The sequence below is a fragment of the Methyloligella halotolerans genome (assembly GCF_001708935.1).
GTDB classification, from domain to species: Bacteria; Pseudomonadota; Alphaproteobacteria; order Rhizobiales; family Methyloligellaceae; genus Methyloligella; species Methyloligella halotolerans.
Window position 1 is genome coordinate 87,861 of sequence record NZ_MASI01000004.1, and the last position, 24,484, is coordinate 112,344.

The window sequence follows — 24,484 nt, forward strand, 5'->3', positions numbered from 1 at the left end:
TCCGACCCGTTCGATCATCTACGCCGGCGTCCGCCGCCCATATGTCCGCCACCCATGCGTCCGCCGCCTCTGAAGGACATATCCCTGGCGCTGCGTCCGCCGAGACTCGACCGGCCGCGGTCCGAGAAATCCCGGGCCATGCTGCCGTCGCGCCTGTCGAAGGCGTTGACGGAAGGCCGGTTGGCCGGCCTCTGGATATCCGGCTTCTGGATGTTCGGTTTCTTGATATCCGGCTTGTTGGCCAAGTTTGGTTTGTTGGCGAGGTTTGGTTTGCCGTCGCCGCCCGGCTTCCTGTCCTGCAGCGCCCCTTGCAGCTGACCGGCCGTGGGCCGCTTGTCGCCGAGATTGGGCGTGTTGTTGCCAAGCCGTCCGCCGTCGGCGCCGCTTCCCGCGCCGGGCCTGTTCTTCAGCTCGTTCTCCAGATCGCCGACGCTCGGACGCTTGTCGCCAGTGCCGGAGAGCCCGTCGCCGCGGCTGCCGAGATCGCCCTTCTTGTCGGCAAGATCACCCTTGGAAAAGTCGCCCTGGGAGAATTTGTTGCGGACGTCGGTGTTGTTGTAGTTCACACCGGCCCGGTGGTCGGAATCGTGGTGCCAGTTCTGCACGTCGACATTGTTCTTGTTGATGTTGACGTTGCGATTGAAGTTCTGGTTCACGTTCACGTGGATGTCGCCGCCGTGCCAGTTGAAGCCGTCGCCCCAGATGGCGTTGCCGATGGCGAAGCCCGCGCTCCACGCGAGGCCCGTAGCCAGCGCGCCGCCGAAGATGTAGCCCGGCGGCGGAGCGAAATAATAGGGCGGATAGTCCGGATAAGGCCAAGCGCCATAAACCACCGATGGCTGGTAATAGGGCACGTAGACTGTCTCGGGGTTGGTCGGCTCGATGACGATCACCTGCTGTGGCGCCGGCACGGCCGGGGCAGGAGCTTGAGAGCCCGAAGGGGCCGGCGCGGCGGCGGGAGCCTGATCGGTCTCCGCCGGCTGCGTCACCTTCACCGTCTGCTGCTCGTTCGACTCGAGCTTGCCGTTCTCCTTCGCGACCGCGCGCAGATGCTGCACGGCGTTCATGACGTCGGCCTGCTGCGCCAGCACCGCGTCGCCGAGCTTCGACGTCCAGTCGAGATCCTTGTTCATCATGTTCAGGACGTCGGGCACCTCGACGAGCGCCTTGATGCTGTTGTCCCAGGTCTGGGTGCCGAGCGCTTTGTCGAGCGCGTCGCCCTTCAGGTCCTTGTTCTGCTCCAGCCAGCGCGCCGCCTGGACCACTTCCAGCGGATAGGTCGAGGCGATCAGAACCTGAGCGAGCAGCGGATCGGGATAGAGCGCGATCGGAGCCACGAGCTGATCGAGCTGGGCCGCGTCGAGGAGCTGCGAGGATTGCTGGCCGTCCGAGGCCTGGCCGTTCTGCGACTGCTCGTTCTGCGTTCCGGCCTGAACCTGGCTCGCCGCGTCGCCCGCGGAGTTCGCCGGCGCGTCCTGCGCGAAGGAGGAGCCCGTCGCCGCCAGCACGAAGGCCATGCCCAGGAGGACGGAAAGACTGCGCTTCGGGCTCTCGATCATGCTCCCATCCTCTACGTCTCATCCCAGACGAAAGTGTCTAAGCGACACCGTTTATTGCCGGCAATCATGGCACAAAGCGGATGCCCTTAGAAAAGCGGAATCCGTTTCGTGGTAAGCGCTATCGTAAGGCTGGCAGAAAAGCCTCACCCGCCGCTCAATTGTGCACGATTATCACGCAAGGCTCGCCGCGTTCTGCTCATCTGAGGTATTCTCCCACCATATTTTCTGACCGGCTCGGGAGGCCGGTGGAGCGAGGGGGGAGTGCAATGGGCGAGATTCGGCGCTCCAAGAGTCCGTGCAGGAAAACCTGGCGGAGCAGGCTGGCTGCCACTCTGGCGCTGGCGGCGCTTTTGGGACTGGCCGTGCCGTCTGAAGACGCACAGGCCGCCGAGGGCGCGACCGGTATCTATCTGCTGGGCTCCAAGACCACGATGGCGGGCTATCTGCCGCCGCCCGGCACCTATTTCCTCGACTACAACTACTATTATTCCGGCAGCACCAACTTCACGCTCAACGCGGCAGGGTTCGAGCTGGAAGGCGGCGTCGACGCCGACGCCTATTACAACCTCCTCACGCCCATGTGGGTCGCCCCGGGCGAAGTACTGGGCGGCAATATCGCCTTTCTGATGCTGACGCCCATCGGTTGGAAGGACACCGAGGCGGGTGTCGCCGTCCCGCTCGAACAGCTCAATCTCACACTGCGCGCCGACAAGCAGGACGAGGAGACCCGCTTCGGCGATCCTGTGCCGGGCGTGAATATCGGCTGGCACGAGGGCAACTGGCACTGGACCGTCGGCGGCTTGGTGAACGTGCCGATCGGCTATTGGAAGCGCGGCAATCTCGCCAATATCGGCTTCAACCGCTGGGCCTTCGACGTCAACGGCGCCTTCACCTGGCTCAATCCGGAGATCGGCCTGGAGATCTCCAGCGCCGCAGGCTTCACCTTCAACGTCGAGAATCCAGACACCGACTATAAGACCGGCACCGAGTTCCACTATGAGTTCGCCGTGGTGCAGAACTTCTCCAAGGCCTTTGGCATCGGCCTGAACGGCTATTTCTACGATCAGGTCACGGGCGATAGTGGCCAGGGCGCGCGCCTGGGCCCCTTCGAAGGCCGTGTGGCGGCGCTGGGTCCCGTGGCCAACTTCAATTTCAATCTTGGCGAGCTTCCCGTCTCGACCAGCCTGAAATACTTCCATGAGTTCGACGTGAAGAACCGACTGGAAGGCGATGCCGGCTTCCTGACAGTGACCCTGCCGCTCTCCGTACCGAAGCCGTAGGGGCACTGAGCTAAGGCTTACGCGACCCACAGGGCGAGGGCGAGACACACTGCCAGCGCGATGAGGCATGCGATGCCGATGCCGAGCATCCACTTCCCGCCGCGCGCAAGATCGGCGGCGCGCATCTCCTCGGACTTGGTGCTGATGACGAAGCTCTGGCCTCTCTTCGGCTTGGCGCCGATCGCGCCATCTCCGGTGACGCCGAGGACGTAGATCGGAGCATCGAGCGGAAGCTGAACCTCCGAATAGCGAAACCCATGGGTTTGCTCGTTGCGGGTCAAGGCATTGATGGCAGCCACGGCGAAGCCGCCTTCGCTTCCGCCTTCATAGGGCTCGTAACGCTCTACCGCGGAGATACCCTCCACCGTCGCCTCTTCCGGCCGGACCAACACCGCGCCGCTGTCATCGACGACCTCGAAAGCCGCGCAGGCTGTGACGCTCTCCAGGGTCTCGTTGCCCCGGACGCGCTGGCGCCTACCGTTGCTGTCGGACCTGTAATAGCTGTATTCGCGCAAGACCGTAGCGACGTAGTGGGCGCAAGGACTCTGGGAGAGATGCCCAGTCACGGGCGCGGCACAGCGGAGCGTCCCCTTGACCTCAACCAGCGTCCCCGCTGGCAGGTCCGCGACCGTGCCGGCGGGCACCGTCTCCGTCGCCAGCATGAGGCCGCGTCGCGGCGCTTCGCGTGCCATAACCAGAGGAAAATACATGCGGCGACGGCGAGCACGCCGGCCAGGACCAAAAGCGCAACCATCACACCCCCCGACGCACTCAGATATTTTGCAGCGCGGATGATTGGGCCTAAGCCAAGAAGACGTCAATTGGAATATTTGAAGTTCCGGCGGCCTGGGTAATAGAAGGAATAGATAGACAGATATGTCGATGGAAAGACTGATAAATCCGGCTCCATGTCAAATTTATCGTACCTCTATACGTATCGTTCGCCATCCAATGAGGCCCGGGCACCTCTCATCGGGCGCCCACGTATTGCTGCCCCCATCAGACTAGGCTAATGGGTCGCGACGATCCCAGCCCTTCAAATCCGCTGCGCCCCTCGTAAGCTCGAACCCGCTCGCAACGCCATGGCATCACCGCCACTTCTCCTGCTGCAAGATATCGACCTGACCTACGGGGTGAAGCCCCTGCTGAATGGCGCCACGCTGTCTGTGGGCGAGGGCGAGATGCTGGCGCTTGTCGGGCGGAACGGATCGGGCAAGTCGACGCTTCTGAAGATCGCCGCGGGTCTCGTGGAGCCTGATGGCGGAAAAAGCTTTCTCCAGCCAACGGCGACCATCCGCTATCTGCCCCAGGCGCCGGATATCTCCGGCCACGCCACCACGGCCGCTTTCGTGGAGGACGGCTTGCCCCCCAGCGACGATCCCCACCGAGCGCAGATCTGGCTGGAGGAGATGGGGCTCACGGGCAGGGAGAGCACGGCGCATCTGTCGGGCGGCGAGGCGCGCCGGGCCGCGCTTGCCCGCGTTCTGGCCGCCGCGCCGGATATCCTGCTCCTGGACGAGCCCACCAACCATCTCGATCTCCTTGCTATCGAGCGCCTTGAGCAGGCCCTGAAGGCCTCGCGCTCCGCCATCGTCATGATCAGCCACGACCGGCGCTTCCTGGAGAACCTTTCGAAGTCGACCGTCTGGCTCGACCGCGGCACCACCCGTCGCCTGGAGCGCGGCTTCGCCCATTTCGAGGAATGGCGCGACCAAGTGTTGGAGGAGGAAGAGCAGGGCCGCCATAAGCTAAACCGCAAGATCGTCCAGGAGGAGCACTGGCTCCGCTATGGCGTCAGCGGCCGCCGCAAACGCAACCAGCGCCGCCTCGAGGATCTCCGCGCGCTCCGCCGCCAGCGCGATCAGCTCCGCCGCAACAAATCCGGCACCGAGATGAAGCTCGAGGTCCAGGACGCCATGGAGACCGGCAAGCGGGTCGTCGAAGCCCACCGCGTCTCCAAGTCTTATGGCGACCGGAAGATCGTCGACGATTTCAGCATCAAGATCGTGCGCGGGGACCGGGTCGGCATCGTCGGCCCCAACGGCGCCGGAAAGACGACCCTCATCAATCTGATCACCGGGGGCCAGGCGCCCGATGCGGGCACCGTGAAGCTCGGCACCAATCTGGAAGTCGCCACCCTCGACCAGAACCGCGAGAAGCTGGATGTCGACCGGAGTCTCGCCGCGACCCTGACCGGCGGGCGGGGCGACTCCGTCATCATCAACGGCCGCTCCCGCCACGTGGTCGGCTATATGAAGGACTTCCTCTTCAAGCCCGAGCAGGCCCAGACGCCCATCAAGGCGCTGTCCGGCGGCGAACTCGGCCGGGCCATGCTGGCCGTGGCGCTGTCCCACCCCTCGAACCTGCTCGTGCTCGACGAGCCGACCAACGATCTCGATCTGGAGACTCTGGATCTGCTCCAGGAGATGCTGGCCAACTATCCCGGCACCGTGATCCTCGTCTCCCACGACCGCGACTTCCTCGATCGCACGGTCACGTCTGTCGTCGCGTACGAAGGCGAGGGGCAGTGGATCGAATATGCCGGCGGCTATACGGACATGGTCGCCCAGCGCGGCTACGGCATGGAGAAGGCGGAGGCCCACGCCACGCCGGTTAGCGCGCCGCCGAAAAAGATGCTCGCGGGAGAGGCCGGCGCCGGCACGCCGAGCAAGAAGTCCAAGAACGAGCCGAAACCGGAGCGCCGCCGCCTCAGCCCAAAGGAGCAGCACGCCCTCAAGGTGCTGCCCGACCAGATGGAGGCGCTCCACAAGGAGATCGGAAAGCTGGAAGAGGCCCTCGCCGATCCGGACTTCTACATCCGCGATGTCGAGACCTTCACCGCCTCCACCAAGCGTCTCGCTGCGGCCCAAGCCGAACTGGAGCAAGCGGAAGAGGAATGGCTCCGCCTGGAGCTGCTGCGGGAAGAGATTGGGGCCTAGCCTCGCAACTTACGCCCAAAGCAAAACGGGCGCCCCGATCGGAGCGCCCGCAATAAGCCCTTAGATCTGATCCGGCCGATCCATCACTTCTGATCGTTCAGGAAATTGATGACTGCATCGGCGATGTGATCCGGCTGTTCCGGAAGCATGGCGTGACCCATGTTCGGAAAGGCCACCAGCCGCGCATTCGGGCGGTTTGAGACGAAATCGAACGCGTTCTGAGGCGGTGCGATCTTATCCTGCAGTCCCTGGACCACCAGCGCCGGCGCGGTGCCGCCATTGAACAGCGGCTTGAAATCCGTGCGCTCGGCCGCTTTCGTCTGCAGCTCCGCCGTCTTCGTGTGCCAGCCGTCGAGAAAGGCCTCCGGGCTGTTGCCAGGCGCGAACATCGAGTTCATCACCGCCTCGCGATGCTCCTCCGGCGAAAGCTTCGGATCGTACATCTTTTCGAATTCCGCCCAGGTCGCCTTGCTGGGCTGGATCTCGCCGCCGGCGGCGAGCAGCATGAGACCGATCACCCGGTCCGGCTGGAGCGACGAGACGGTCCGCGAGACGCGGTTGCCGAAGTTCTGGCCGAGCATGAAGACGTTCTCCAGACCCAGCTGGTCGGCAACCATCCAGACGTCGTTGCCGAGGTCCTGCAGCTTCACGGTCTCCATCGGGCCGGTGCTCTCGCCGATCCCGCGCGGATTGATGAGGACCACGTGATAGCCGGCCTTCGCCACGCTGTTGCCCAGCGCCTCGAAATCCTGTGCCGGCCGCCCGAGCGACGGATGCATGAGGACAGTCTGGCCTTCGCCGCGCTCAAAGATCTCGATGTGGACATCGCCCTTGTCGATCATCTTCCGCGACCAGCCCTCGAGCGATGCGCCGAAGGCGGTGCCGGCGGGGACGATCGCGAGCAGAGCGATCGCGACGGCGTACAACAGCGAAGCCGAAGTCCGCTGGCGAATTCGATGAAATGGCATGGGTCTTCCTTATTGCGATCGCGCTTATGCTTCTGCGCTCGGGAAAATCGGCGAGTTGATGCGAACAGCTAACACTGCGCGATGACGTGAAATCCACCAACCGCCGGGCGAGCGCGGGTGCCCGCAGGCAAGACGGCTGGTCCGGCCGCCGGCCGGGGTGTGCTAATGGGCCTTGGGGGCCTCGACGCAGTTCTCGAAGGTCATGGTCTCGTCCGGCCCTTCAGTGACGAAGGCCGTGTTGCCCTTGTTCCAGAACACGAAGCTCTCGTCCGCATTGGCGTAGCGCGCGCCGGAGCCGGAGATCACCTGGGGTAGGCTCATGCTGCGCCCGTCCGAGAGCGTGAGGTCGACTTTGTCTTCATAGAACATCGCGTCGATCGACTTGTCCGCATCGCATTTGAACACGACCTCGGCGATCGGCTTGGCGTCGTCCGCGGCTTCCGCGTTGGACGGCATCGCTCCCGTCAGGGCCATAGCCGCCGCCGCGGCAGCGGTCAGGGAAAGGGTGGATGTCCGGATCGCTTTACGCATACATGTCTCCTTAAGCCTCAAGTCGAGCCGCCACTGATCGATGGAATAGTGCAGAATGGCCGTGCCGAGTTAAAGATCTCATCCCAGAACCGATCAGATCGAGAGTACCGATGCACTGTATGTATCCAGCCGAAATCGAAGGCTCCGAAGGCGACTATGTCGCGACCTTTCGCGATCTGCCCGAGGCCAAGGGGTGCGGCCCCACGCGGGAGAAGGCGATAAAGAAGGCGCGAAAAGCCCTCGATGCCGCGCTCCGCCACCGCATGAAGGAGGGAGAGCCTCTGCCGCCTCCCAGCAAGGCCCAGATCCGAGAGATCCTGGTGACGCCGTTCGCCGAGATGGCCGCCAAATCGCTGATCGTCCGAACCTGTCAGGCCAGCGGCCTCAAGAGGGCGGACCTCGCCCGCCATCTCGGCCTGAAGAAGAAGGCGCTCAAGAAGCTCCTGGACCCGAACCACGAAAGCTCCATCGCGGAGATCGAAACGGCGCTCCGCGGTTTCGGCTACGAGCTGGCTGTCGGCTGCTTCTCACAACGGGAGCTGCAGCCTTAAACGCGGCAGGGTTGGTGGTGTCGGCCATCCGCTCGGCGCGGCTCACTTCGGCCCCATGCCCCAATGGCGTTGGGCATGGAAAATGCCGATTCGCTCAGAATGGCCCGGCGGTAATGTTGGCTTCAACCGGGCGAGGCCTCGAACATGGCGAGCCTGTGCAAAACAGCCCCTGCCGCAACAGGTGAGGGTACCAGCCTAAGGCCAGACTCTTGCGAGGAAATAGATGGCCGCCCCTCAAAACCTGTCCACAGGCCGGGGGGAAATCCGCAACCCATCGTTGCGGCAGTAGTGCCGCTATCCTCTTTCAACTAGCCTCGAAATTGAGGTTGCCTGCCGCTGAGTCGTTGGGGCGGGCCTGTGTTGGTTCTGCGTTGTAGATGTGGATGCGGCCCGGGCACGCTCGCCAGACGAGCGACACAAATCAGGCCTTGGGCCGCTTGTAAGCGGGGAGAGGCCATTATGGCAGATAACGCGTTTCGGCCGGAGGACAACGGGGCCTATATCGGGCCCGGCGTGACCTTCAAGGGCGAGATCTCAGGTCCAGAAAAGATTGTCGTAGAGGGCATCGTCGAGGGGGACATCACGGCGGGTTCGCTTCATATCGGGCCTAACGGCTCGGTGAAGGGCAACGTGGTGGCGACCGAGGCCGATGTGGAGGGCACTCTGTCCAGCAACGTGGAGATCAAGGATTTCCTGCTGCTGCGCTCCACGGGCCGGGTGGAAGGCCAAATCCGCTGCGGCGATTTCCAGGTTGAGCGTGGTGCCGTACTTGCCGGCGATTTCGCTGCCGGCAGTGGCGAGGGCCGGAAGGCGAAGGCCGAGGCGGGCGCCGACGCGGCGAAGCCGGCACCGAAACCTGCCGATGTGCCCGCGGCGAAATCGGACGATGCATCCGCTGGCGCCGAGGCGGAGCCGTCGGCCGAAGAGGTTCGCCTGGAGGCGGCCGAGTAGAGGAGCCCGCAGAGCGGAGCCGCTCAGGGGCTCCGCTGGACTCCCCTCCGATCCCCCCTCATGCTGCGACGCACCGTCGAGCCTTGCCGAGAGAGGCGACCGGCGGAACGCGTCGCAGCATGGAGGATCGATAATGCAGTCCCGCATCTTGGCGGCAGTCGCCGCGCTATTCTCGGCGGCCATGCTCTTTCCGGCAGCTTCGTTCGCTGGTGAGGACGTTACCTATCAGGTCGATGGCGAAGCCTTCGAGGGCTATCGAGCTCCGGCCGAGGGTGGCGTGTCGAAGGGTCTCGTCCTCGTTGTGCAGGACTGGGACGGTCTCACCGATTACGAGAAGAAGCGCGCCGATATGCTCAGCGCTCTGGGCTACGACGCCTTTGCCCTCGATCTTTACGGCAAGGGCAACAGACCGAAGGAGACCGGCGCGCGGAAAGCCGAGATGGAGGGGCTATACGAAGATCGCCAGCGTATGCGCAAGCTGCTGCTTGGCGGCCTGGCGGAAGCCGGAAGGGATCCGATCAGAAGCGGGTGGTCGTGATGGGCTATTGCTTCGGCGGCGCCGCCACCCTGGAGCTTGCCGCGTCGGGCGAGGCGAAGGGCATCGCCGGTTATGCGACCTTCCATGGCGGGCTGAACAACCTCCACGGCCAGACCTATCCGAAGGACACGCCGCCCATCCTGGTGGCCCATGGGGCTCTCGACAGCTCCGTGAGCATGGAGGACGTCGGCCGCCTCTCAGAGGCGCTGGAAGCGTCGGACGTGACTTACGAGATCGACATCTATTCCGGTGCGCCCCACGGCTTCACCGTGTTCGGCTCCGACGCGTATCAAAAACGCGCCGACGAGAAGTCATGGGACGCCTTCACCGGCTTCCTGGGAGAGCAGCTCCAAGAGTGAAGCCTCAATGACGAAAGCCTCGGTGGGGAAAGCCGTGGCGACTGACCGATAACCGCTGGTTCAGGGAGCGGGTACGGTCAATCGGTCAGCCCGGCGCTATCGCCGCCGCCCGGAAAGGCGTGCCACATTCCTGCACAGCGACAGGGATGCACCGAGCTCTTCCAGCTTCAGCCTCATCGCCATCGCTTCGAGCTCGCTTAGGAGCGACTCGGCATATTCCGTGAAATCATTCGCATCGGAATCCGTCGGAGCCCTGCCGGCACCGCTTGGATTGGCAGTCTCCTGCCAGCGATCGAACGGCTCCTGCAGCGGATCATTCTCTTCGAACTTCATGACCGGCTCCGAACGCCTTCAGTGGGGGTCGCAGACGCATCGCAACTCTCCTAAGACGTACAGTGTACGAAGGAAATGTCAAATATTCCCGGCAAGGTCGGGAAGGTTTTCCATCGAACTTCTCAGAACCTTCGGTTCGTCGGACTAGAAAGCCGATGGAATTTGTCACAATATTGATCGGTCAATTGGGTGCAGGGTGATCGGACCTCCGGTCGTCTAGAGGAAAAGAAGGAAAACCGCCGAATGGCGGGCTCGATCTCGTTTGGCCGTACAGACAGCATCGACGCAAGGCACGTGCGGATGGCGCGCGCGGGCCTGGGTCTTTCCGTGCGCGACTTGGCTCAACTTGCGCAAGTGAACAAGGCGACCATTGTTCGTCTCGAAGCCGGCATGCCCGTTCGCGACAGCACGGTGCAGGCGGTGAAGCTTGCCCTGGAGGCCGAAGGCGCCGGCTTTTTCATCAATAAGGACGGCACGATCTGCGTCAGCGTCCTCGCGTCGAAGTGAACACGGACCGGCGCCTCCCATGCTACGATGACTGGATCGCGCGATCGGGCATCGGGGCGCAGCAATGCATCTCATCGTCTATGTCAGTGAATGCGAAATCCCTGCAGCGGGTCTTCAGGGAGCCTTGGAGAGTATTGCCGAATCCTCCTGCTCGCATAACGACGCCGCCGGGATCACCGGGGTTCTCCTCTGCGAATACCATCATTTTCTTCAAGTTCTGGAGGGCGAGGAGACAGCCCTCCGAGCCCTCATGCAGCGGATCGAGCGCGATCCGCGTCATCGCGACATCGTCGTGCTCGTCGATCGGGAGATTGAGGGTCGCGCATTCCCCGATTGGTCGCTCGAACCGTTCTTCATCGATAACCCGGGGCTGTTGAATGCGAGCACGCTGCAGCACCTCCGAGACGTCTATCTCGAGCATTGCGATTTGAACGCCGGCGATCTGGTTTCATTTCTGAAGCGCATCGTCGACGAGATCGACGACTTCATGATCTTGCGGAAGTCCGACCGCACCAAGAACCTGCCCCCATAAGCCAGGCGTGACCGACGGAACTTCACCGCTTCTCCCGGTGCGATCAGCCGGGCTCACCCTTCTCCTTTTCTTCCTTGCCCTCCGCCAAATCGCTTCCTGCTTCCGGCAGTGCACAGAACCCTTGCGGCGGTATGTCGAGAGCCGCGTTGAACTTGCTGGAGAGGTTCTGGAAGGCGATCAGCCCCGTCAGCTCGACGATGGCGTCCTCGTCGAAATGCTGCCGCAGCGCAGCGAACTGGGCGTCCGTTGTCTCTCTGTCCGAGAGGGTGACGGCTTCCGCGTAATCCAGCGCCGCGCGCTCTCGATCGTCGAACAGATCGCTCTCCCGCCAGCGGGGCAGCGCCTCTACTTTCTCCATCTCCACCCCGCGCTTCATGAGCGTCGAAGAGTTCAGATCGACGCAGAAAGCGCAGTGATTGAGCTGAGAAACGCGCACCGTAACGAGCGAGCGCAAGGGGGGATCGATGGGCGAGCCCTTCCGGTCGATCATGCCGTAGAGCACTGCCACGCCCATGAACAGCCGCGGCGCGCGTCCCCAGGCGAGGGCGGGATCGAGCACGTCGCCGTATTTCCGTCGCTGGTTCCAGAAGAACGGCTTGAGATACCAGGGATAGGATTTGAGGGGTTTCGGCGCGATGCGCATGGCGAACGTTCGTCGTTGCACCCGTGGCGGGCAGGGGAGCGAACGAGCCTAGGCGTCAGGGCGCGCGGGCCGCAATGCATAGGGCGCCCCCGCCCATCACGTTGTCGCGAGGGGCGGGGCGCGAGATTGCGGGCTGCTAGTGGAAGTAGCCTTTCAGCTCGTCCGGCAGGACCTGCTTCACGTCGCCCATTTCGCCATCGGAGATATGGGCGTCGAGCAGCTTGAAGACAGCGCGCGTCGCCCCGTCCGGATCGATCGGATCGCCAGACTTCAGGTGCTCCGACACCTTCTCCAGGAACTCCGATTCGGAGCGAATCTTCTCCGGCTTACCGGCCGGCTCGTAGCGTCGTAATAGATGCCGCGCACCAGCGTCGGCAGCTGCGAAGCGAGATGCGCCGATTCCTCTGGCGGCAGCCGGTCGCGCAGGGCGAACAGCACGGCCCGCAGCGCATGATAGGAATTCTGCTTGTCCGGACCGACGGTCTCGCCGATCTCGTTGAGCCAGCTATTGGTCGTCTGCAATGTCTTGTCGAAGACTTCGAGACCCGTGGCACTCATGGTTCTCCTCCCTTCTTCGATGTCTGTCTGGTGAAGCCCGCCATGCGGTCTGCTGAGGGACGCCGGCCGGGCTCGCCCACGCCCAACGGCTGCTGCGGACCATTGTTCCTGGCTGTCCTCGGGGATGGGGTGCGTGACCTTCGCGCTCCGCGCCAAATCCGATATCCTGATTGGAGGCTGCCGGGGGAACGCGGCCTGAGGGAGGGGGAGTATGATTGGTGCGATGATACCGGACTCGCTGCGCGGTTGGAGCCGGTCCCAGCGGCACGCCGTGATCGCCAGCTATCTGGGCTGGACCCTCGATGCCTTCGACTTCTTCCTGCTGGTTTTCGTTATCGTCGACGTGGCGAAGGAATTCGGCGCCTCCGTGGAGGCCGTCACCTGGGCGGTGACCTTGACCCTCGCGCTCCGCCCCGTCGGCGCGCTGATCTTCGGCCGTCTTGCCGACCGCTATGGCCGCCGGCCGGTCCTGATGATCGACGTGCTGGCCTATTCGATCCTCGGCTTCATCACCGCGTTCTCGCCCAACCTCGTCGTCTTCATCATCATCCGCGCCCTGTTCGGCATCGCCATGGGCGGCGAATGGGGTGTCGGCGCATCCCTCACCATGGAGTCGATCCCCGCCAAGTCGCGCGGGCTCGTCTCCGGCATCCTCCAGGCAGGCTATCCGACGGGCTATCTGCTGGCGGCCATCGTGTATGGGTTGCTCTACGAGCATATCGGCTGGCGCGGCATGTTCATGGTGGGCATCGTGCCGGCCCTGCTGGTGCTCTACATTCGCCAGTTCGTCCACGAATCCCCGGGATGGCGGCGAGAGCATGCGGGCGCGAGCCGGATCGGCGAGATTCTGCGGCGCCACTGGGCGATCACCGTCTATGCGGTGCTCTTCATGATGTGCATGGCCTTCTTCAGCCATGGCACCCAGGATCTTTATCCGACATTCCTCAAGGTCGATCGCGGCTTAGACCCGCGCACCATCGGCGCCATCGCCGTGGTCTACAATCTCGGCGGGATCCTGGGCGGCATCGTATTCGGCGCGTGGTCTCAGAAGATCGGCCGGCGCAACGCTCTCATTATCGGCGCGGTGGGCGCGCTGGCCGTCCTGCCGTTCTGGACCATGGCCCACAACGTCGTGATCCTGGCGGCGGCCGCCTTCCTCATGCAGTTCACCGCCCATGGCTGCTGGGGCGTGGTGCCGGCGCATCTGAACGAAATCTCGCCGCCGGAAGCTCGCGGCACCTTCCCCGGCTTCGTCTATCAGCTCGGCAATCTGCTTGCGTCCGGCAACGCGACCATCCAAGCAGGTCTGGCGGCTAGCCTCGGCGGCTACGCGCCGGCGCTCATGATCGTCGCGGCGGGCGCCGGGATCGGCGTGGCGCTGCTCTCCTTCTTCGGCCGGGAGGCCAAGGAGATCGATATGACGATGGCATCCGAGCCCCAATCCTCAAGGGAGTAACGAGAGAATGCGCGTATTGGCCAGACTGTCGAGGACCTGTGTCGCCTTATGCCTTCTGGTGCTGTTCTACAGTCCTGCATATGCCGCGGACGACCACGAGGCAGTCGCGCTGGTGCAGGGGCTCTATGAGGCGCAAGCCAAGCTCCTGGCAGAAGAGGGAATGCCGCTGGTCAAGGTGCCCCGCGTCTCGACCCGCTATTTCGATCCGTTTGTCGCAGGTCAGCTTGACGCCAAGGATATCGGCTTCGATCCGATCTACGATGCCCAGGATTACGACGTGTCGGATGTGCGGGTCGCACTCGATCCGGAAATGCCCGAGCTGCGCGGCACCACCTTCGTTCAGGTGCATTTCAAGAATTTCGGCACCGAAAGGCAGCTCACCTACCTGCTGCGCCCCATGGAAGGGGGCGGTCCCTTGCGGGTGATCGATATCGAATCCGCCGACTGGCGTCTGTCCGACCTGCTCAAGGCAAACTGACCAGGCCGAGGGCGACGAAAAGCGGACCGGCACGCGCCGGCCCGCAATTCAAGGCGACGGATTAGTCGTCGTAGTTCTTCAGGATCTCACCCGTCTCGGGATGGACGTAAGCCTCGATGCGGGTGCCATCCTTGTCGGTCATCTCGACCTCGTAGGCGCCGTCGTCCGTCTCGATCTCGCGGACATCGTAGCCCTGATCCTTCAGGCTCGACTTCAGCTCGGCAGGCGACATCCATTTGTCGGCCGGCACGTTCAGCCTGTTGACCGGGTCGGCCATGGCCGGGGTGGCAACGGCGAAGGCACCGAGGACGGCGAGGGCGATAGCTGTCTTACGCATGGTTAGCTCCTTGTCTCGTGTTGCGGGGCTTGGGTCTCGTGTTCTCGAGACCGTGCCCGTTCGATGAGCGGAGACTGGACCATCCCTGCTGATATGATACTGACCGTCCTTGTCAGGGAATTGTCAGCTTCTTCGCGGCAGGGTATCGGCCATGAGATACGCTAGGAAAACCATGGCTGTACCGGCCGCAATCCTTCTGCTGGCGGCCGCGCTGACCGTCCCCGGAAGGGTTCGCGGCGACGATGACGACGACCATGAGTTCGCGAGACGCGCCGTGGAGCAGGGGCTCGTGGCGCCCCTTGCGGAAATCGCCGCCAAGGTAAGCGAGCAGATCGACGGCGAGATCATCGAGGTCGAGCTCGACAAGGAAGACGGCGTCTATGTCTACGAGTTCAAGATCCTGACCAAGCACGGCCGCCTCAAGGAGGTCGAGGTCGACGCCAATACCGCCGAGATCCTCGACATGGAGGACGAGGACTGATGCATATCCTCATCGTGGAGGACGATTCACGCATCGCCGCCGACATCGAAAAGGCGCTCGCCGCCTCAGGATTCTCCGCTGAGGTCTCGGCGGATGGCGAGGACGCCTGGTTTCGCGGCGACACCGGCACGTTCGACGCCATCATACTCGATCTCGGCCTTCCCAAGATGGACGGCCTGGCCGTGCTGAAGCGCTGGCGGTCGGGTGGCCGGCAGACGCCCGTTCTGATCCTCACCGCTCGCGGCGCATGGCCCGAACGCGTCGAGGGCATCGATGCCGGCGCCGACGACTATCTCACCAAGCCGTTCCGCATGGAGGAGTTGGTGGCGCGCATCCGTGCCCTCGTCCGCCGGGCGTCCGGTCATGGCGCGGCCGTGATCGAGGCGGGCGACCTCGCCCTCGATACCCTGCAGATGCGTCTTTCCAATCGCGGCGTGCCAGTATCCCTCTCGCCCCTCGAATACCGGGTGATGAGCTATCTGATGCATCAGAAGGGCAGGGTGATCCCGCCGACGGAGCTGATCGAGCATCTCTACGGCGACGACGATGCACGGGACGCGAACGCCCTCGAAGCCATCATCGCGCGCCTCCGCAAGAAGCTCGGCAGCAGCGCCATCGAGACCCGCCGCGGTTTCGGCTATTCCATTTCGGCCGGTCACCAGAGCACCCCGGAAGCGGCCCCATGAGCCGGGGCTCGCTGCGCTGGCGGTTGCTTCTTGCCGGCGCCGTCTCGAGCCTTGTCGCAGTTCTCGTCGCGGCCGCCCTTCTCACGCTCCTGTTCCAGCGCCATGTCGCGCGCTCCGCCGACAACGAGCTCACCGTCCATCTCGACCAACTCATCGCCGGCCTGGGTCGCGGCGCCGATGGGGGCATTGCGGTTATCGCGCCTCCGGGGGACAGCCGCTTCAGCGAGCCCCTGTCAGGGCTTTATTGGGAGGTGAAGGTCGCGCCGGACGGCCCCGTCTACCGCTCGCGCTCCCTGTGGGATTTCACCCTGGCACTCCCGGTGAGCGATAACGATGGCAGCGTGCATCAGGTCAGTCTGGAAGGACCGGGGGACACCGATCTCCATGGCTTGCAGCGGAGTGTCGTGCTGCCCCAGAGGCTGGGCGGCGGCACGGTGGAAGCGGTGGTGGCGCTCGATGCCACGGAGCTGCAATCGGCGACGCGCCGCTTCGCCACGATCCTCGTCCCGTCCTTGATGCTCATCGGTCTTCTGCTGGGCGCCGCCGCCTTCGCCCAGGTCACCATCGGTCTGCGGCCTTTGAAGACCATGCGAAAGCGCCTCGCGGCGATCCGCGACGGCAGGGCGGAAAGGCTCGGCGAGACCTACCCCGACGAGGTCCAGCCCCTGGCGACCGAGATCGACAGCCTGCTGGCCGCGCGGGCCGATCAGGTGGAGACCGCGCGCCGCCGCGCCGCCGATCTCGCTCACGGGCTCAAGACGTCCCTTCAGGTGCTCTCGGGCGAAGCACGAAGCCTGCGCGAGAAGGGCGAGAGCGAAGCGGCCGACAATATCGAGCTTCTGACGGGCGCCATGCAGCGTCACGTTGAGCGCCAGCTCGCCCGCGCTCGGCTCGCGCCCCAAAGTGCAGCCGCGCGCGCCGATCTGATGAAGGTCGTGCACACCGTGCGAAGCGTGGTCGAGCGGACGCCGCGGGGTGCCGAGTTGCAGTGGTCGGTCGACATCCCCGAAGGGCTCACCGCGCGCATCGACGAGCAGGACCTCGCCGAGGCTCTGGGCAATCTGCTGGAGAACGCCGCCCGTCACGCCAGAAAGGAAGTTCGCATCGCGGCCCACCCGGAGGGGGGCGCCGTTCAGCTCAACGTCGCCGACGACGGCCCCGGCATTCCTGAAGCGCAATTCGACGCCGTGCTGCGCCGGGGCGGACGCTCGACCGATCGGGCGAGGGGGCAGGGCTGGGCCTCGCCATCGTCGCCGATATCGCAGAAGCCTGGGGCGGAGAGGTGCGCCTGGCCGACAAACGCCCGGGCCTGGCCGTCTGCCTTATCCTGCCCTTGGCGGTCGGAGACTAGCCTTTGCGCTAATCGGCCAGCGGCAGGCGGATCGTCTGGCGCAACCCCTTCGGATCCTTGTTCTCGATGGTCACGTCGCCGCCCGCCCGCTGCACGATCTCCCGTGCGATGGTGAGCCCGAGCCCCGCACCGGCAATGTTCTGCCGTCGGGCGGGATCGACCCGGAAGAATGGCTCGAAGATCTGCGCTAGGAGGTCGTCGGGGATGCCTGGACCCTCGTCGTCGATGCGCACCAGCGCTTGGCCGTTATCCCGCCGGAGCGCCACCGAGGCACCACCTCCGTGGGTCGCGGCATTGATGATCAGATTCCGCAAGGCCCGCGAAAGGGCAAGCGTGCTCCCTCTCACCGTCACCTTCGGCGGATCTTCCAGCGTCACGGACCGTCCCTGCAGCTGGAGCTCGTCGACGATCTCCGCCAGCAGCTCGTCCAAGCGGATCTCCTCCGGCGCGGGCTGGTCCACCTCTTCGCGCACCAGCAGGATCGCGCTGTCGGCGATCCTGTCCAGTTCGTCCAGATCCTTCAGCCAGAGGGCGCGCTCCTCGTCGTCGAGATCGAGGAATTCCGCGCGCAGACGCATCCGGGTCATGGGCGTTCGAAGATCGTGCCCGGCCGCCGCCACAAGCCGCATGCGGCTTTCCACGGCCATTCGCAGCCGTGCCGACAGACGGTTGAGCGCCTGGGCCGTCGCCTTCACTTCGGCCGGCCCCTTCTCGGGCAAGGGCGGCAGGATCGCTTCCGGCTCGACTGCCGCCACCGCGTTCTCAAGCATCACCAGGGGGCGCGTCATCCGATAGGAGACGAAGATGGCGATGGCCACCGCGGCGGCCGTCAAATAGAGCATCCAACGTGAGAAGATTCGCCACCCCACGCCCGGCCGGGGGAGATGCGGCATGGGCATCAGCAGGTAGCCCCGGTCGCCGGCCGAGACGGAGACCACCAGCGGCTCTTCCCGGGCCTGCCGGGTCACCCGCACATCCAGGTCGGACCCCTTCTTGCGCAGCGTCTCCTGCAGCCATTTGGTCATGCCCGAGTCGTATTCTCCGGGCGCCGGCTGTTTCGAAAACCGCACGGTCTCGGAAAGTGCATCGGGGCTCGCCGCCGCAAGCTTCGCCATCGCCATGATGTCTTCGGCGACGGGTTCGACGGTGGTCTTCGGGCCGGGCGGCCCGAACACGAGCATCGAGATCGCGGTGGTCGAGCCGACCACGACGACGATGACCGCGATCAGCAGGATCGCAATGCGGACGCGCAAGGTGTTCACGAGGCGGCGTCCTTGGTCTCGACCCGGGCGGCGAGCTGATACCCGCCGTTGCGGACAGTCTTGAATAGCTGGCCGGATTTTTCCTCACCGAGCTTCCTGCGCAGGCGGCTCATCAGCACGTCGATCGAGCGATCCATGACGTCGCCTTCGCGGCCGCGGGTGAGATCGAGCAGGCTGTCCCGCGACAGCACCCGGCCGGGCCGCTCCAGGAAGACCTGCAGGAGATCGTATTCCGCGCCCGTCAGGTCGATTTCCGAACCCTCCGCATTTCTGACGCGTCTCGTGGCGGGTTCTGCGACGAAACCCTCGAAGTAATAGGTCGTCTCTTCCGCCGGCCCCGGCATCTCCGCGCGCCGCCGCAGCACGGCGCGGATACGGGCTACCAGCTCCCGCGGATTGAACGGCTTGCCCATATAATCGTCGGCGCCGATCTCAAGACCGATGATGCGGTCGACGTCTTCCTTCAGGGCGGTGAGGAGGATGATCGGCACGGCGGACCGGCGTGCCCGCAGGTCCCTGCAGATGTCCAGCCCGGACCCGTCGGGAAGCATGACATCGAGCACGATCAGATCGACCCCATGGGTCGAAAGCGATTCCTCCAGCTCCTGCCGGGAGGCTGCAAGCAGCACCCGGAAGCCCTGGCTTTCGATATACCGCGCCAGAAGCTTTCGGATTTCCGGATCGTCGTCGACCACCAGAATTTGCGGAGATGATTGCATGCAAAAGACCTGTCGCGCCGTTTTCAGAACCAGCCAGCCCGTCCTGTTCTAGCCACGCCCCGAGGCGACAGCGAGGGGATTTTTGTAAGCGATCATTGAGGAACCGGGGTCCAGCAACGTTCTGAAACAAATTTCCGTCTCCGGGACACGCTCAGACACAACCGGACCAACTGTTGCAATTGTTTGTCCCTACCTTGCGGGCATCGAAACGACCTCAAGGAGTGTCCACATGACCCGTTTCAAATCCCTCGCCCTCGGACTTGCGGCCCTGTTGGCCGTCTCCGTGGCGGGCGGTATGGTCTACGCCCACGATAAGAAGGGCGATGACCGCGGCCCCCACGCCGGTCCCGGCGCGATGGGCGAGCAGAAGCCCGGCCATCACGCCAAGGGACCCGGCTGCAAGCGCCACGGCGAACGTCACGGCATGCGTCGCGATCGCATGGGTCCGCCGCACTTCCGGCCCGATCCGAACCGGATGGCCCGCGAGCTTTCCACCATGGAAACCGCCATCGGGATCCGCGCAGAGCAGCTCGACACCTGGCGCGACTTCACCGATGCCCTCCAGGCGATGATGCCCAAGCCGCCGCACCCCGGTCATGACGGTCCGGCCAAGCTGGACGAGAACGAGCCGTTCTGGATGGCGGAGAAATTCGCCGATAGGACTCTCGAGCGCGCCGATGCCGCCCAAAAGCTCAAGGATGCCGTCGCCAAGCTGCGCGAAACCCTGACGCCCGAGCAGCTCGATCGCGCCAAGACCTATGAGCAGGGCGTGCTGGATCGGATGCGGCCCCATCGCTGGGGCGATCGCGGCGGCGAAGGTCCTGGCCAGATGAAGTGGAAGCACCAGGAGCGCCTCGGCGATAAGGACCATGGCGCCATGCAGGGCGATGACGCCCAAGGCGAGATGGAGCCTTCCAACGATCAAGATCAGATGAGCCCGTCTGAGGACGATGCGGGAATGGGCGCGCCAGACGATGACGACGCCGGCGAGACCGCGCCGGCCAACCCGGACGAGCTCTAGACCTCGTCCGTAGAAGGGAAGTAAGCCAGGCCCGATCAACCCGGGCCGGCGAAAGATGAGAGGCAACGTTAGGGGGATGGCAAAATGCCCTGCATGGCTGCCATCCCCCGGCCCTCTCCAGGACAAAGTGTTGTGGGTTTTCAGAGGAAAGTGGTCTGAGGGACTGCAAATGACCCGAGCCTATTCCGTCGCGCTGATGCTTTTCGTTCTGATGTTCGGCGCACTCTTCGCCGCGACCAGCCACGCCTGGGCCGACGATGGAGATACTGCCGCCGCGGACCGGACGGAAACCTCCGCGACGTCGCCCGAAAACGAGCCTGCGGGCCTGAGCGTGCTCGTCACCCCCGTCGCCCGGCAGAGCGTCGATCATCGGGTCACGGCGACCGGCACGGTCGCCGCGTGGCGCGAGATGCCCATCGGTGCCGAGATCAGCGGTCTTGCCGTCATTGCGGTCGATGCGGATGAGGGCGACCGGGTCAAGAAGGGGCAGCGCCTCGCCAAGCTGAACGACGCGCTTCTAAAGGCGCAGCTCGCCCAGCAGAAGGCGGCCATTGCCGAGGCGGAGGCTGCGCTCGCCAATTCCCAGTCCGACCTGGACCGCGCCAATCGCATGTCCAAGGGCATTCTCAGCGAACAGACCAAGGATGAGCGCGCCACCCTGGTTAAGACCAACGCCGCCAAGCTGGACGCCGCGAAAGCGCAGCTCGATCAACTGCAGGCGCAGCTCGACCAGACCGAAATCCTCAGCCCGACCGACGCGGTCGTGGCCGACCGCTCCATCACGCTCGGCCAGGTGGTCTCGAGCGGCAACGAGCTGTTTCGCCTGATCCGTGACGGCAGGCTCGAAGTGGCCGCAAGGATCGCGGAAGCGGATCTCGCCGCCGTTCAGCCGGGTCAGACCGTGAGCGTCATAGGTCCGTCCGGCGGCCGATATGAAGGCAAGATCCGCCTCGTCGCCGAGCGGGTCGACGAAGCAACGCGGCTCGGCACGGCCTATGTCGCCCTGCCGCCCGGCACGCCGCTGAAGATGGGCATGTTCGCCCGGGTGGAGATCGAGACCGGGTCCCAGGTTGCCATTGCGGTGCCCCAGAAAGCGCTTGTCTGGCGGGACGGCAAGGCCGGCGCATTCGTCGTCGAGGAGGACGGGCGCGTCGTGTTCACCCCCGTCACCATCACCCGCCAGGCCGGCGATGCGGTCGAGATCTCGCAAGGCCTCGAGCTCGGCCAGCGCATCGTCGTGAACGGCGCAGGCTTGCTCAGCGACGGCGACCGGGTGCGTGCCAAGCTCGCCGCGGCCGGCGAGGCGGAAGGAATTACCCCTTGAACCAGATGTCCGCCTGGGCGATCCGGAGGCCGATCCCCACGATCGTGCTCTTCCTCTGCCTCGCGCTTTTCGGCGCGCTGAGCTTCGAACGCCTGCGCATCAACAACTCTCCGGACATCGACATCCCGACAGTGACGGCGACCGTGACCCGCCAGGGCGCGGCGCCGACCGAGATGGAGACCCAGGTCACGCGTCTCGTGGAGGATGCCGTCGCCGGCTTGAGCAATGTGGATCACATACGCTCGACCGTGAACGAGGGCGCCTCGACCACGAGCGTCGAATTCCTGATGGGCACGGATATCGATCGCGCGACCCAGGACGTCCGGAACGCGATCTCCTCCATTCGGTCCAACTTACCGGCCGATATTCTCGAGCCCACCATTCAGCGGGTCGAGGCCACAGGCCAGCCGATCCTCACCTATGTGATCGACAGCCCCGACATGGCGCCGGACGAGCTCTCCTGGTTCGTCGACAACGATATCGCCAAGGCCATCCTCACGGAGAACGGCGTTTCCAAGATCACCCGCTCCGGTGGCGTCGACCAGGAAATCCGCATCCGCCTCGATCCCGACCGGCTGATGTCCCTAGGCATCACCGCCGCGGAGATCTCCGAGACCCTCGATGCGGAGAATGTCAACGAGCCTGGCGGACGGACGACCTTCGGCGATAGCGAGCAGACCATCCGCACCGTCGGCAGCGCCGACAGCGTCGAGGCGCTGGCGCAGAAGCGCATCCCTTTGGGCGATGGGCGGAGCGTGAAGCTCGCCGATATCGCCAAGGTGGAGAGCGGCTGGGCGGAGCCCCGCCAGCGCGCCAGGCTGGGTGCCGAAGAGGTCATCGCCTTCAGCGTCTATCGCTCCGTCGGATCGAGCGAGGTGGATGTCGCCGATCACGTTCGCGAACGCCTGGCCAAGTTCCAGGCCGAGCATCCGGAAGTTCATATCGAGGAAATCACCTCATCCACGGCCTGGGTGCTGGAAGGCTATCATGCCGCCATCGAGGCTCTCTGGCTCGGCGCCATCCTGGCGGTCGTTGTCGTGTGGTTCTTCCTCCGCGATCTGCGCGCCACACTGATCTCGTCCGTGGCCCTGCCGCTGTCTCTGCTGCCCACCTTCGCGGTGATGTACGCCTTCAATCAGTCCCTCAACAACATCACCCTGCTCGGTATCGCGCTGGTCGTCGGCATCCTGGTCGACGACGCCATCGTGGAGATCGAGAACATCGTCCGGCACATGCGGACGAGCGGAAAGAGCGCCTACGAGTCGGCCATCGAGGCGGCCGACGAAATCGGTCTGGCAGTCGTCGCCACCACGTTCTCGATCATCGCCGTTTTCATGCCCGTGGCCTTCATGCCCGGCATTCCGGGGCAGTTCTTCAAAGCCTTCGCTATCGCGGTCTGCTGCTCGGTGTTCTTTTCGCTTGTCGTCGCCCGGCTGCTGACGCCGCTCATGGGCGCCTATCTCATGAAGGCTGGCGGCAAGCACGACGACGAGCCCTTCTGGATACCGGCCTATATCAGGCTCTTGCGCGGTACCCTTCACCATCGCTGGATCACCATCGCGGCGGGCATCGCCTTCTTCATCGGGTCCATGTTCCTGGCGACCCTCCTGCCCACCGACTTCCTGCCCGCCGCCGATCGCGGCCGATCCGTGCTCTCCGTGGAGCTGGCGCCGGGCGCGTCCCTGGCGGAGACCGACGCCGTAACGAGGGCCGCCGTCGCCATGCTGGAGAAGCGCCCCGAGGTGAGCTCGGTCTATTCCGCCATCGGCAGCGAGCATTCCGGACGTGGTTTCGGCTCGACCGCGGCCGGCGAGGTGCGCAAGGCCACCGTCACAGCCAACCTCAAGCCCCGCGGCGACCGCGACCTGAGCCAGCAGGAATTCGAGGCGGAGATGGGCCCAAGGCTCGCCGAGATTCCCGGCGCACGTTTGCGCTTCGGTGCCGACGGCCGCTCGGGCTCCAAGATCGAGGTCCGCCTCGTCAGCGACGATCCCGACGCGCTTTCCAAAGCGGTCAGCACCGTGTCGCGCCAGATGCGCGAGATCGACGGTCTGCATAACGTCGCCTCGACCGCCGCTCTGGCGCGCCCGGAACTGCTGATCACACCGAAGCCTGAAAAGGCGGCCGCCCTCGGGGTGACCACCCGCGCGATCGCCCGCACTGCCGACGTGGCGACCTTGGGCGACAATGAGCAGAACCTGCCGAAGTTCAATCTGAAGGATCGGCAGATCAATATCCGCGTGATGCTGGAGGAGGATGCCCGCTCGGATCTCGCGCAGATCGAGACCCTGCAGGTTCCCGCCGGCAACGGATCGGTACCGTTGAGCTCCGTCGCCGATATCGCCCTCGGATCGGGCCCCAACCAGATCGACCGGGTCGATCGGAGCCGCAGCGCAACCATCGAGGCGGAGCTTGTCGGTCTCACCATCGGCCAGGGCGACGAGCTTGTGCGGGCCTTGCCGGCCATGCAGAACCTGCCCGATGGGGTGAAGCGGGTCCCGGCCGGCGATATCGAGCGCATGCAGGAGCTGTTCGACGGCTTCAAGGTCGCCATCGGCTCCGGCATCATCCTGCTCTATTTCGTGATGGTGCTTCTGTTCGGCGGCTTCATGCAGCCGGTCACCATCCTGACCGCGCTGCCGCTCGCCATCGGCGGCGCCATGGCGCTGCTACTGATCACCGGCAGCTCGCTCGCCATTTCCGTCCTGATCGGCATTTTGATGCTCATGGGCATCGCGGCGAAGAACTCCATCCTGCTGGTGGAATATGCCATCCTGGCCCAGCGCGAGATGGGCATGGGCCGCGAGGAAGCCCTGCTCGATGCGGCCAGCAAACGTGCCCGGCCCATTGTCATGACCACCGTCGCCATGGGCGCCGGCATGCTGCCCATCGCCCTTGGCATCGGCGCGGATTCCGAGATGCGCGCGCCCATGGCCATCGCGGTCATCGGCGGGCTGGTCAGCTCCACGGCGCTCAGTCTGGTCTATGTGCCGGCGGTCTATACGGTGATGGACGACCTCCAGCGCCTGCTTGGCCGGCTGTTGTCGCGGCTTCTGCCCAAGCAAGAGCAAAATGTCGCATCCAGCGAGAGCGACGAACCGGCCGTTTCCCACTAAACGG

The 24,484-nt window shown here is 64.5% G+C and carries 27 protein-coding genes; 16 read left to right on the forward strand and 11 right to left on the reverse strand.

Translation table 11 applies throughout. The features are described from left to right. Window positions 1-14: 14 nt before the first annotated feature. Window positions 15-1,559, reverse strand: a complete 1,545-nt coding sequence (locus tag A7A08_RS08885; RefSeq protein WP_069095148.1) for a DUF3300 domain-containing protein — start codon at window positions 1,557-1,559, stop codon at window positions 15-17. A gap of 266 nt (window positions 1,560-1,825) precedes the next feature. Here A7A08_RS08885 and A7A08_RS08890 point away from each other — a divergent pair, with 266 nt between their 5' ends. Next, window positions 1,826-2,839 (forward strand): SphA family protein, encoded by a 1,014-nt coding sequence (locus A7A08_RS08890; RefSeq protein WP_083226610.1) that lies wholly within the window; start codon window positions 1,826-1,828, stop codon window positions 2,837-2,839. 17 nt (window positions 2,840-2,856) lie between these two features. Here the strand turns inward: A7A08_RS08890 and A7A08_RS08895 are convergent, their stop codons facing one another. Continuing rightward, window positions 2,857-3,501 (reverse strand): GIDE domain-containing protein, encoded by a 645-nt coding sequence (locus A7A08_RS08895; RefSeq protein ID WP_169822970.1) that lies wholly within the window; start codon window positions 3,499-3,501, stop codon window positions 2,857-2,859. Between the two features lie 420 nt (window positions 3,502-3,921). On the opposite strand from A7A08_RS08895, the gene A7A08_RS08900 reads away from it, so the two are divergent. Beyond that, a complete protein-coding gene (locus tag A7A08_RS08900) occupies window positions 3,922-5,778 on the forward strand; it encodes an ABC-F family ATP-binding cassette domain-containing protein (RefSeq protein ID WP_069095150.1) in 1,857 nt (618 codons plus the stop codon). An 83-nt stretch (window positions 5,779-5,861) separates the two neighbouring features. Here the strand turns inward: A7A08_RS08900 and A7A08_RS08905 are convergent, their stop codons facing one another. Both A7A08_RS08905 and A7A08_RS08910 read right to left on the reverse strand, forming a co-directional pair. Then, entirely contained in the window at window positions 5,862-6,746 is an 885-nt protein-coding gene (locus A7A08_RS08905) for an alpha/beta fold hydrolase (RefSeq protein ID WP_083226612.1), read from the reverse strand. Between the two features lie 162 nt (window positions 6,747-6,908). After that, entirely contained in the window at window positions 6,909-7,277 is a 369-nt protein-coding gene (locus tag A7A08_RS08910; RefSeq protein ID WP_069095151.1) for an MliC family protein, read from the reverse strand. 119 nt (window positions 7,278-7,396) lie between these two features. Here A7A08_RS08910 and A7A08_RS08915 point away from each other — a divergent pair, with 119 nt between their 5' ends. From A7A08_RS08915 to A7A08_RS17160, 4 genes are all read left to right on the forward strand, one after another. Further along, a complete protein-coding gene (locus tag A7A08_RS08915; protein WP_069095152.1) occupies window positions 7,397-7,828 on the forward strand; it encodes a type II toxin-antitoxin system HicB family antitoxin in 432 nt (143 codons plus the stop codon). Between the two features lie 459 nt (window positions 7,829-8,287). Continuing rightward, window positions 8,288-8,779 (forward strand): bactofilin family protein, encoded by a 492-nt coding sequence (locus A7A08_RS08920; RefSeq protein ID WP_069095153.1) that lies wholly within the window; start codon window positions 8,288-8,290, stop codon window positions 8,777-8,779. Between the two features lie 133 nt (window positions 8,780-8,912). Further along, window positions 8,913-9,317 (forward strand): dienelactone hydrolase family protein, encoded by a 405-nt coding sequence (locus tag A7A08_RS17155; RefSeq protein WP_208430603.1) that lies wholly within the window; start codon window positions 8,913-8,915, stop codon window positions 9,315-9,317. After that, window positions 9,317-9,676, forward strand: coding sequence for a dienelactone hydrolase family protein (locus A7A08_RS17160; protein WP_280948746.1), 360 nt, complete (start codon window positions 9,317-9,319; stop codon window positions 9,674-9,676). The genes A7A08_RS17155 and A7A08_RS17160 overlap by 1 nt, the downstream gene beginning before the upstream one ends. Before the next feature lie 96 nt (window positions 9,677-9,772). On the opposite strand, the gene A7A08_RS08930 is transcribed toward A7A08_RS17160, so the two are convergent. After that, window positions 9,773-10,009, reverse strand: a complete 237-nt coding sequence (locus A7A08_RS08930) for a hypothetical protein (RefSeq protein ID WP_069095154.1) — start codon at window positions 10,007-10,009, stop codon at window positions 9,773-9,775. 243 nt (window positions 10,010-10,252) lie between these two features. On the opposite strand from A7A08_RS08930, the gene A7A08_RS08935 reads away from it, so the two are divergent. Together A7A08_RS08935 and A7A08_RS08940 are read left to right on the forward strand one after the other, a co-directional pair. Then, the gene (locus tag A7A08_RS08935; RefSeq protein ID WP_069095155.1) at window positions 10,253-10,516 is read left to right on the forward strand and encodes a helix-turn-helix domain-containing protein; all 264 of its coding nucleotides are present in this window, start codon (window positions 10,253-10,255) and stop codon (window positions 10,514-10,516) included. Between the two features lie 64 nt (window positions 10,517-10,580). After that, on the forward strand, window positions 10,581-11,048 hold the full coding sequence (locus A7A08_RS08940; RefSeq protein WP_069095156.1) for a BLUF domain-containing protein: 468 nt from the start codon (window positions 10,581-10,583) through the stop codon (window positions 11,046-11,048). Between the two features lie 43 nt (window positions 11,049-11,091). Here A7A08_RS08940 and A7A08_RS08945 read toward each other — a convergent pair whose 3' ends face one another. The 3 genes from A7A08_RS08945 to A7A08_RS08950 form a co-directional block, all read right to left on the reverse strand. Next, entirely contained in the window at window positions 11,092-11,691 is a 600-nt protein-coding gene (locus A7A08_RS08945) for a carboxymuconolactone decarboxylase family protein (protein ID WP_069095157.1), read from the reverse strand. Window positions 11,692-11,827: 136 nt separating this feature from the next. Then, window positions 11,828-11,977: a DUF2267 domain-containing protein gene (locus A7A08_RS17365; protein WP_425349010.1), complete on the reverse strand. Its 150-nt coding sequence runs from the start codon at window positions 11,975-11,977 to the stop codon at window positions 11,828-11,830. Next, window positions 11,962-12,249 carry a DUF2267 domain-containing protein gene (locus A7A08_RS08950; RefSeq protein WP_342586647.1) on the reverse strand — a complete coding sequence of 96 codons (288 nt, stop codon included), beginning with the start codon at window positions 12,247-12,249 and terminating at the stop codon, window positions 11,962-11,964. The genes A7A08_RS17365 and A7A08_RS08950 overlap by 16 nt, the downstream gene beginning before the upstream one ends. A gap of 211 nt (window positions 12,250-12,460) precedes the next feature. On the opposite strand from A7A08_RS08950, the gene A7A08_RS08955 reads away from it, so the two are divergent. Both A7A08_RS08955 and A7A08_RS08960 read left to right on the forward strand, forming a co-directional pair. Beyond that, window positions 12,461-13,705, forward strand: coding sequence for an MFS transporter (locus tag A7A08_RS08955; protein ID WP_425349011.1), 1,245 nt, complete (start codon window positions 12,461-12,463; stop codon window positions 13,703-13,705). A gap of 7 nt (window positions 13,706-13,712) precedes the next feature. Further along, window positions 13,713-14,183 (forward strand): hypothetical protein, encoded by a 471-nt coding sequence (locus A7A08_RS08960; protein ID WP_141693920.1) that lies wholly within the window; start codon window positions 13,713-13,715, stop codon window positions 14,181-14,183. A gap of 61 nt (window positions 14,184-14,244) precedes the next feature. Here A7A08_RS08960 and A7A08_RS08965 read toward each other — a convergent pair whose 3' ends face one another. Then, window positions 14,245-14,520 (reverse strand): PepSY domain-containing protein, encoded by a 276-nt coding sequence (locus A7A08_RS08965; RefSeq protein ID WP_069095160.1) that lies wholly within the window; start codon window positions 14,518-14,520, stop codon window positions 14,245-14,247. Between the two features lie 172 nt (window positions 14,521-14,692). Here A7A08_RS08965 and A7A08_RS08970 point away from each other — a divergent pair, with 172 nt between their 5' ends. Genes A7A08_RS08970 through A7A08_RS17605 form a run of 3 tightly spaced genes read left to right on the forward strand, consistent with a single transcriptional unit; the run spans window position 14,693 to window position 17,153 of the window. Beyond that, complete coding sequence (locus A7A08_RS08970) at window positions 14,693-15,001, forward strand: PepSY domain-containing protein (protein ID WP_169822972.1); 309 nt, start codon at window positions 14,693-14,695, stop codon at window positions 14,999-15,001. Continuing rightward, window positions 15,001-15,687 carry a response regulator transcription factor gene (locus tag A7A08_RS08975; RefSeq protein ID WP_069095162.1) on the forward strand — a complete coding sequence of 229 codons (687 nt, stop codon included), beginning with the start codon at window positions 15,001-15,003 and terminating at the stop codon, window positions 15,685-15,687. Before A7A08_RS08970 ends, A7A08_RS08975 begins: the two co-directional genes overlap by 1 nt. Continuing rightward, window positions 15,684-17,153: a sensor histidine kinase gene (locus A7A08_RS17605; RefSeq protein WP_069095163.1), complete on the forward strand. Its 1,470-nt coding sequence runs from the start codon at window positions 15,684-15,686 to the stop codon at window positions 17,151-17,153. The genes A7A08_RS08975 and A7A08_RS17605 overlap by 4 nt, the downstream gene beginning before the upstream one ends. On the opposite strand, the gene A7A08_RS08985 is transcribed toward A7A08_RS17605, so the two are convergent. Beyond that, window positions 17,047-18,300 carry a sensor histidine kinase gene (locus tag A7A08_RS08985; protein WP_069095164.1) on the reverse strand — a complete coding sequence of 418 codons (1,254 nt, stop codon included), beginning with the start codon at window positions 18,298-18,300 and terminating at the stop codon, window positions 17,047-17,049. The genes A7A08_RS17605 and A7A08_RS08985 overlap by 107 nt on opposite strands. Then, window positions 18,297-19,019 (reverse strand): response regulator, encoded by a 723-nt coding sequence (locus A7A08_RS08990; protein ID WP_069095165.1) that lies wholly within the window; start codon window positions 19,017-19,019, stop codon window positions 18,297-18,299. The genes A7A08_RS08985 and A7A08_RS08990 overlap by 4 nt, the downstream gene beginning before the upstream one ends. Before the next feature lie 229 nt (window positions 19,020-19,248). Here A7A08_RS08990 and A7A08_RS08995 point away from each other — a divergent pair, with 229 nt between their 5' ends. The 3 genes from A7A08_RS08995 (at window position 19,249) to A7A08_RS09005 (ending at window position 24,480) form a co-directional block, all read left to right on the forward strand. Then, window positions 19,249-20,040: a Spy/CpxP family protein refolding chaperone gene (locus tag A7A08_RS08995; protein WP_069095166.1), complete on the forward strand. Its 792-nt coding sequence runs from the start codon at window positions 19,249-19,251 to the stop codon at window positions 20,038-20,040. Between the two features lie 169 nt (window positions 20,041-20,209). Continuing rightward, a complete protein-coding gene (locus A7A08_RS09000; RefSeq protein WP_069095167.1) occupies window positions 20,210-21,364 on the forward strand; it encodes an efflux RND transporter periplasmic adaptor subunit in 1,155 nt (384 codons plus the stop codon). A gap of 5 nt (window positions 21,365-21,369) precedes the next feature. Then, window positions 21,370-24,480, forward strand: a complete 3,111-nt coding sequence (locus A7A08_RS09005; RefSeq protein ID WP_245290871.1) for an efflux RND transporter permease subunit — start codon at window positions 21,370-21,372, stop codon at window positions 24,478-24,480. The last annotated feature ends 4 nt before the right edge of the window (window positions 24,481-24,484 follow it).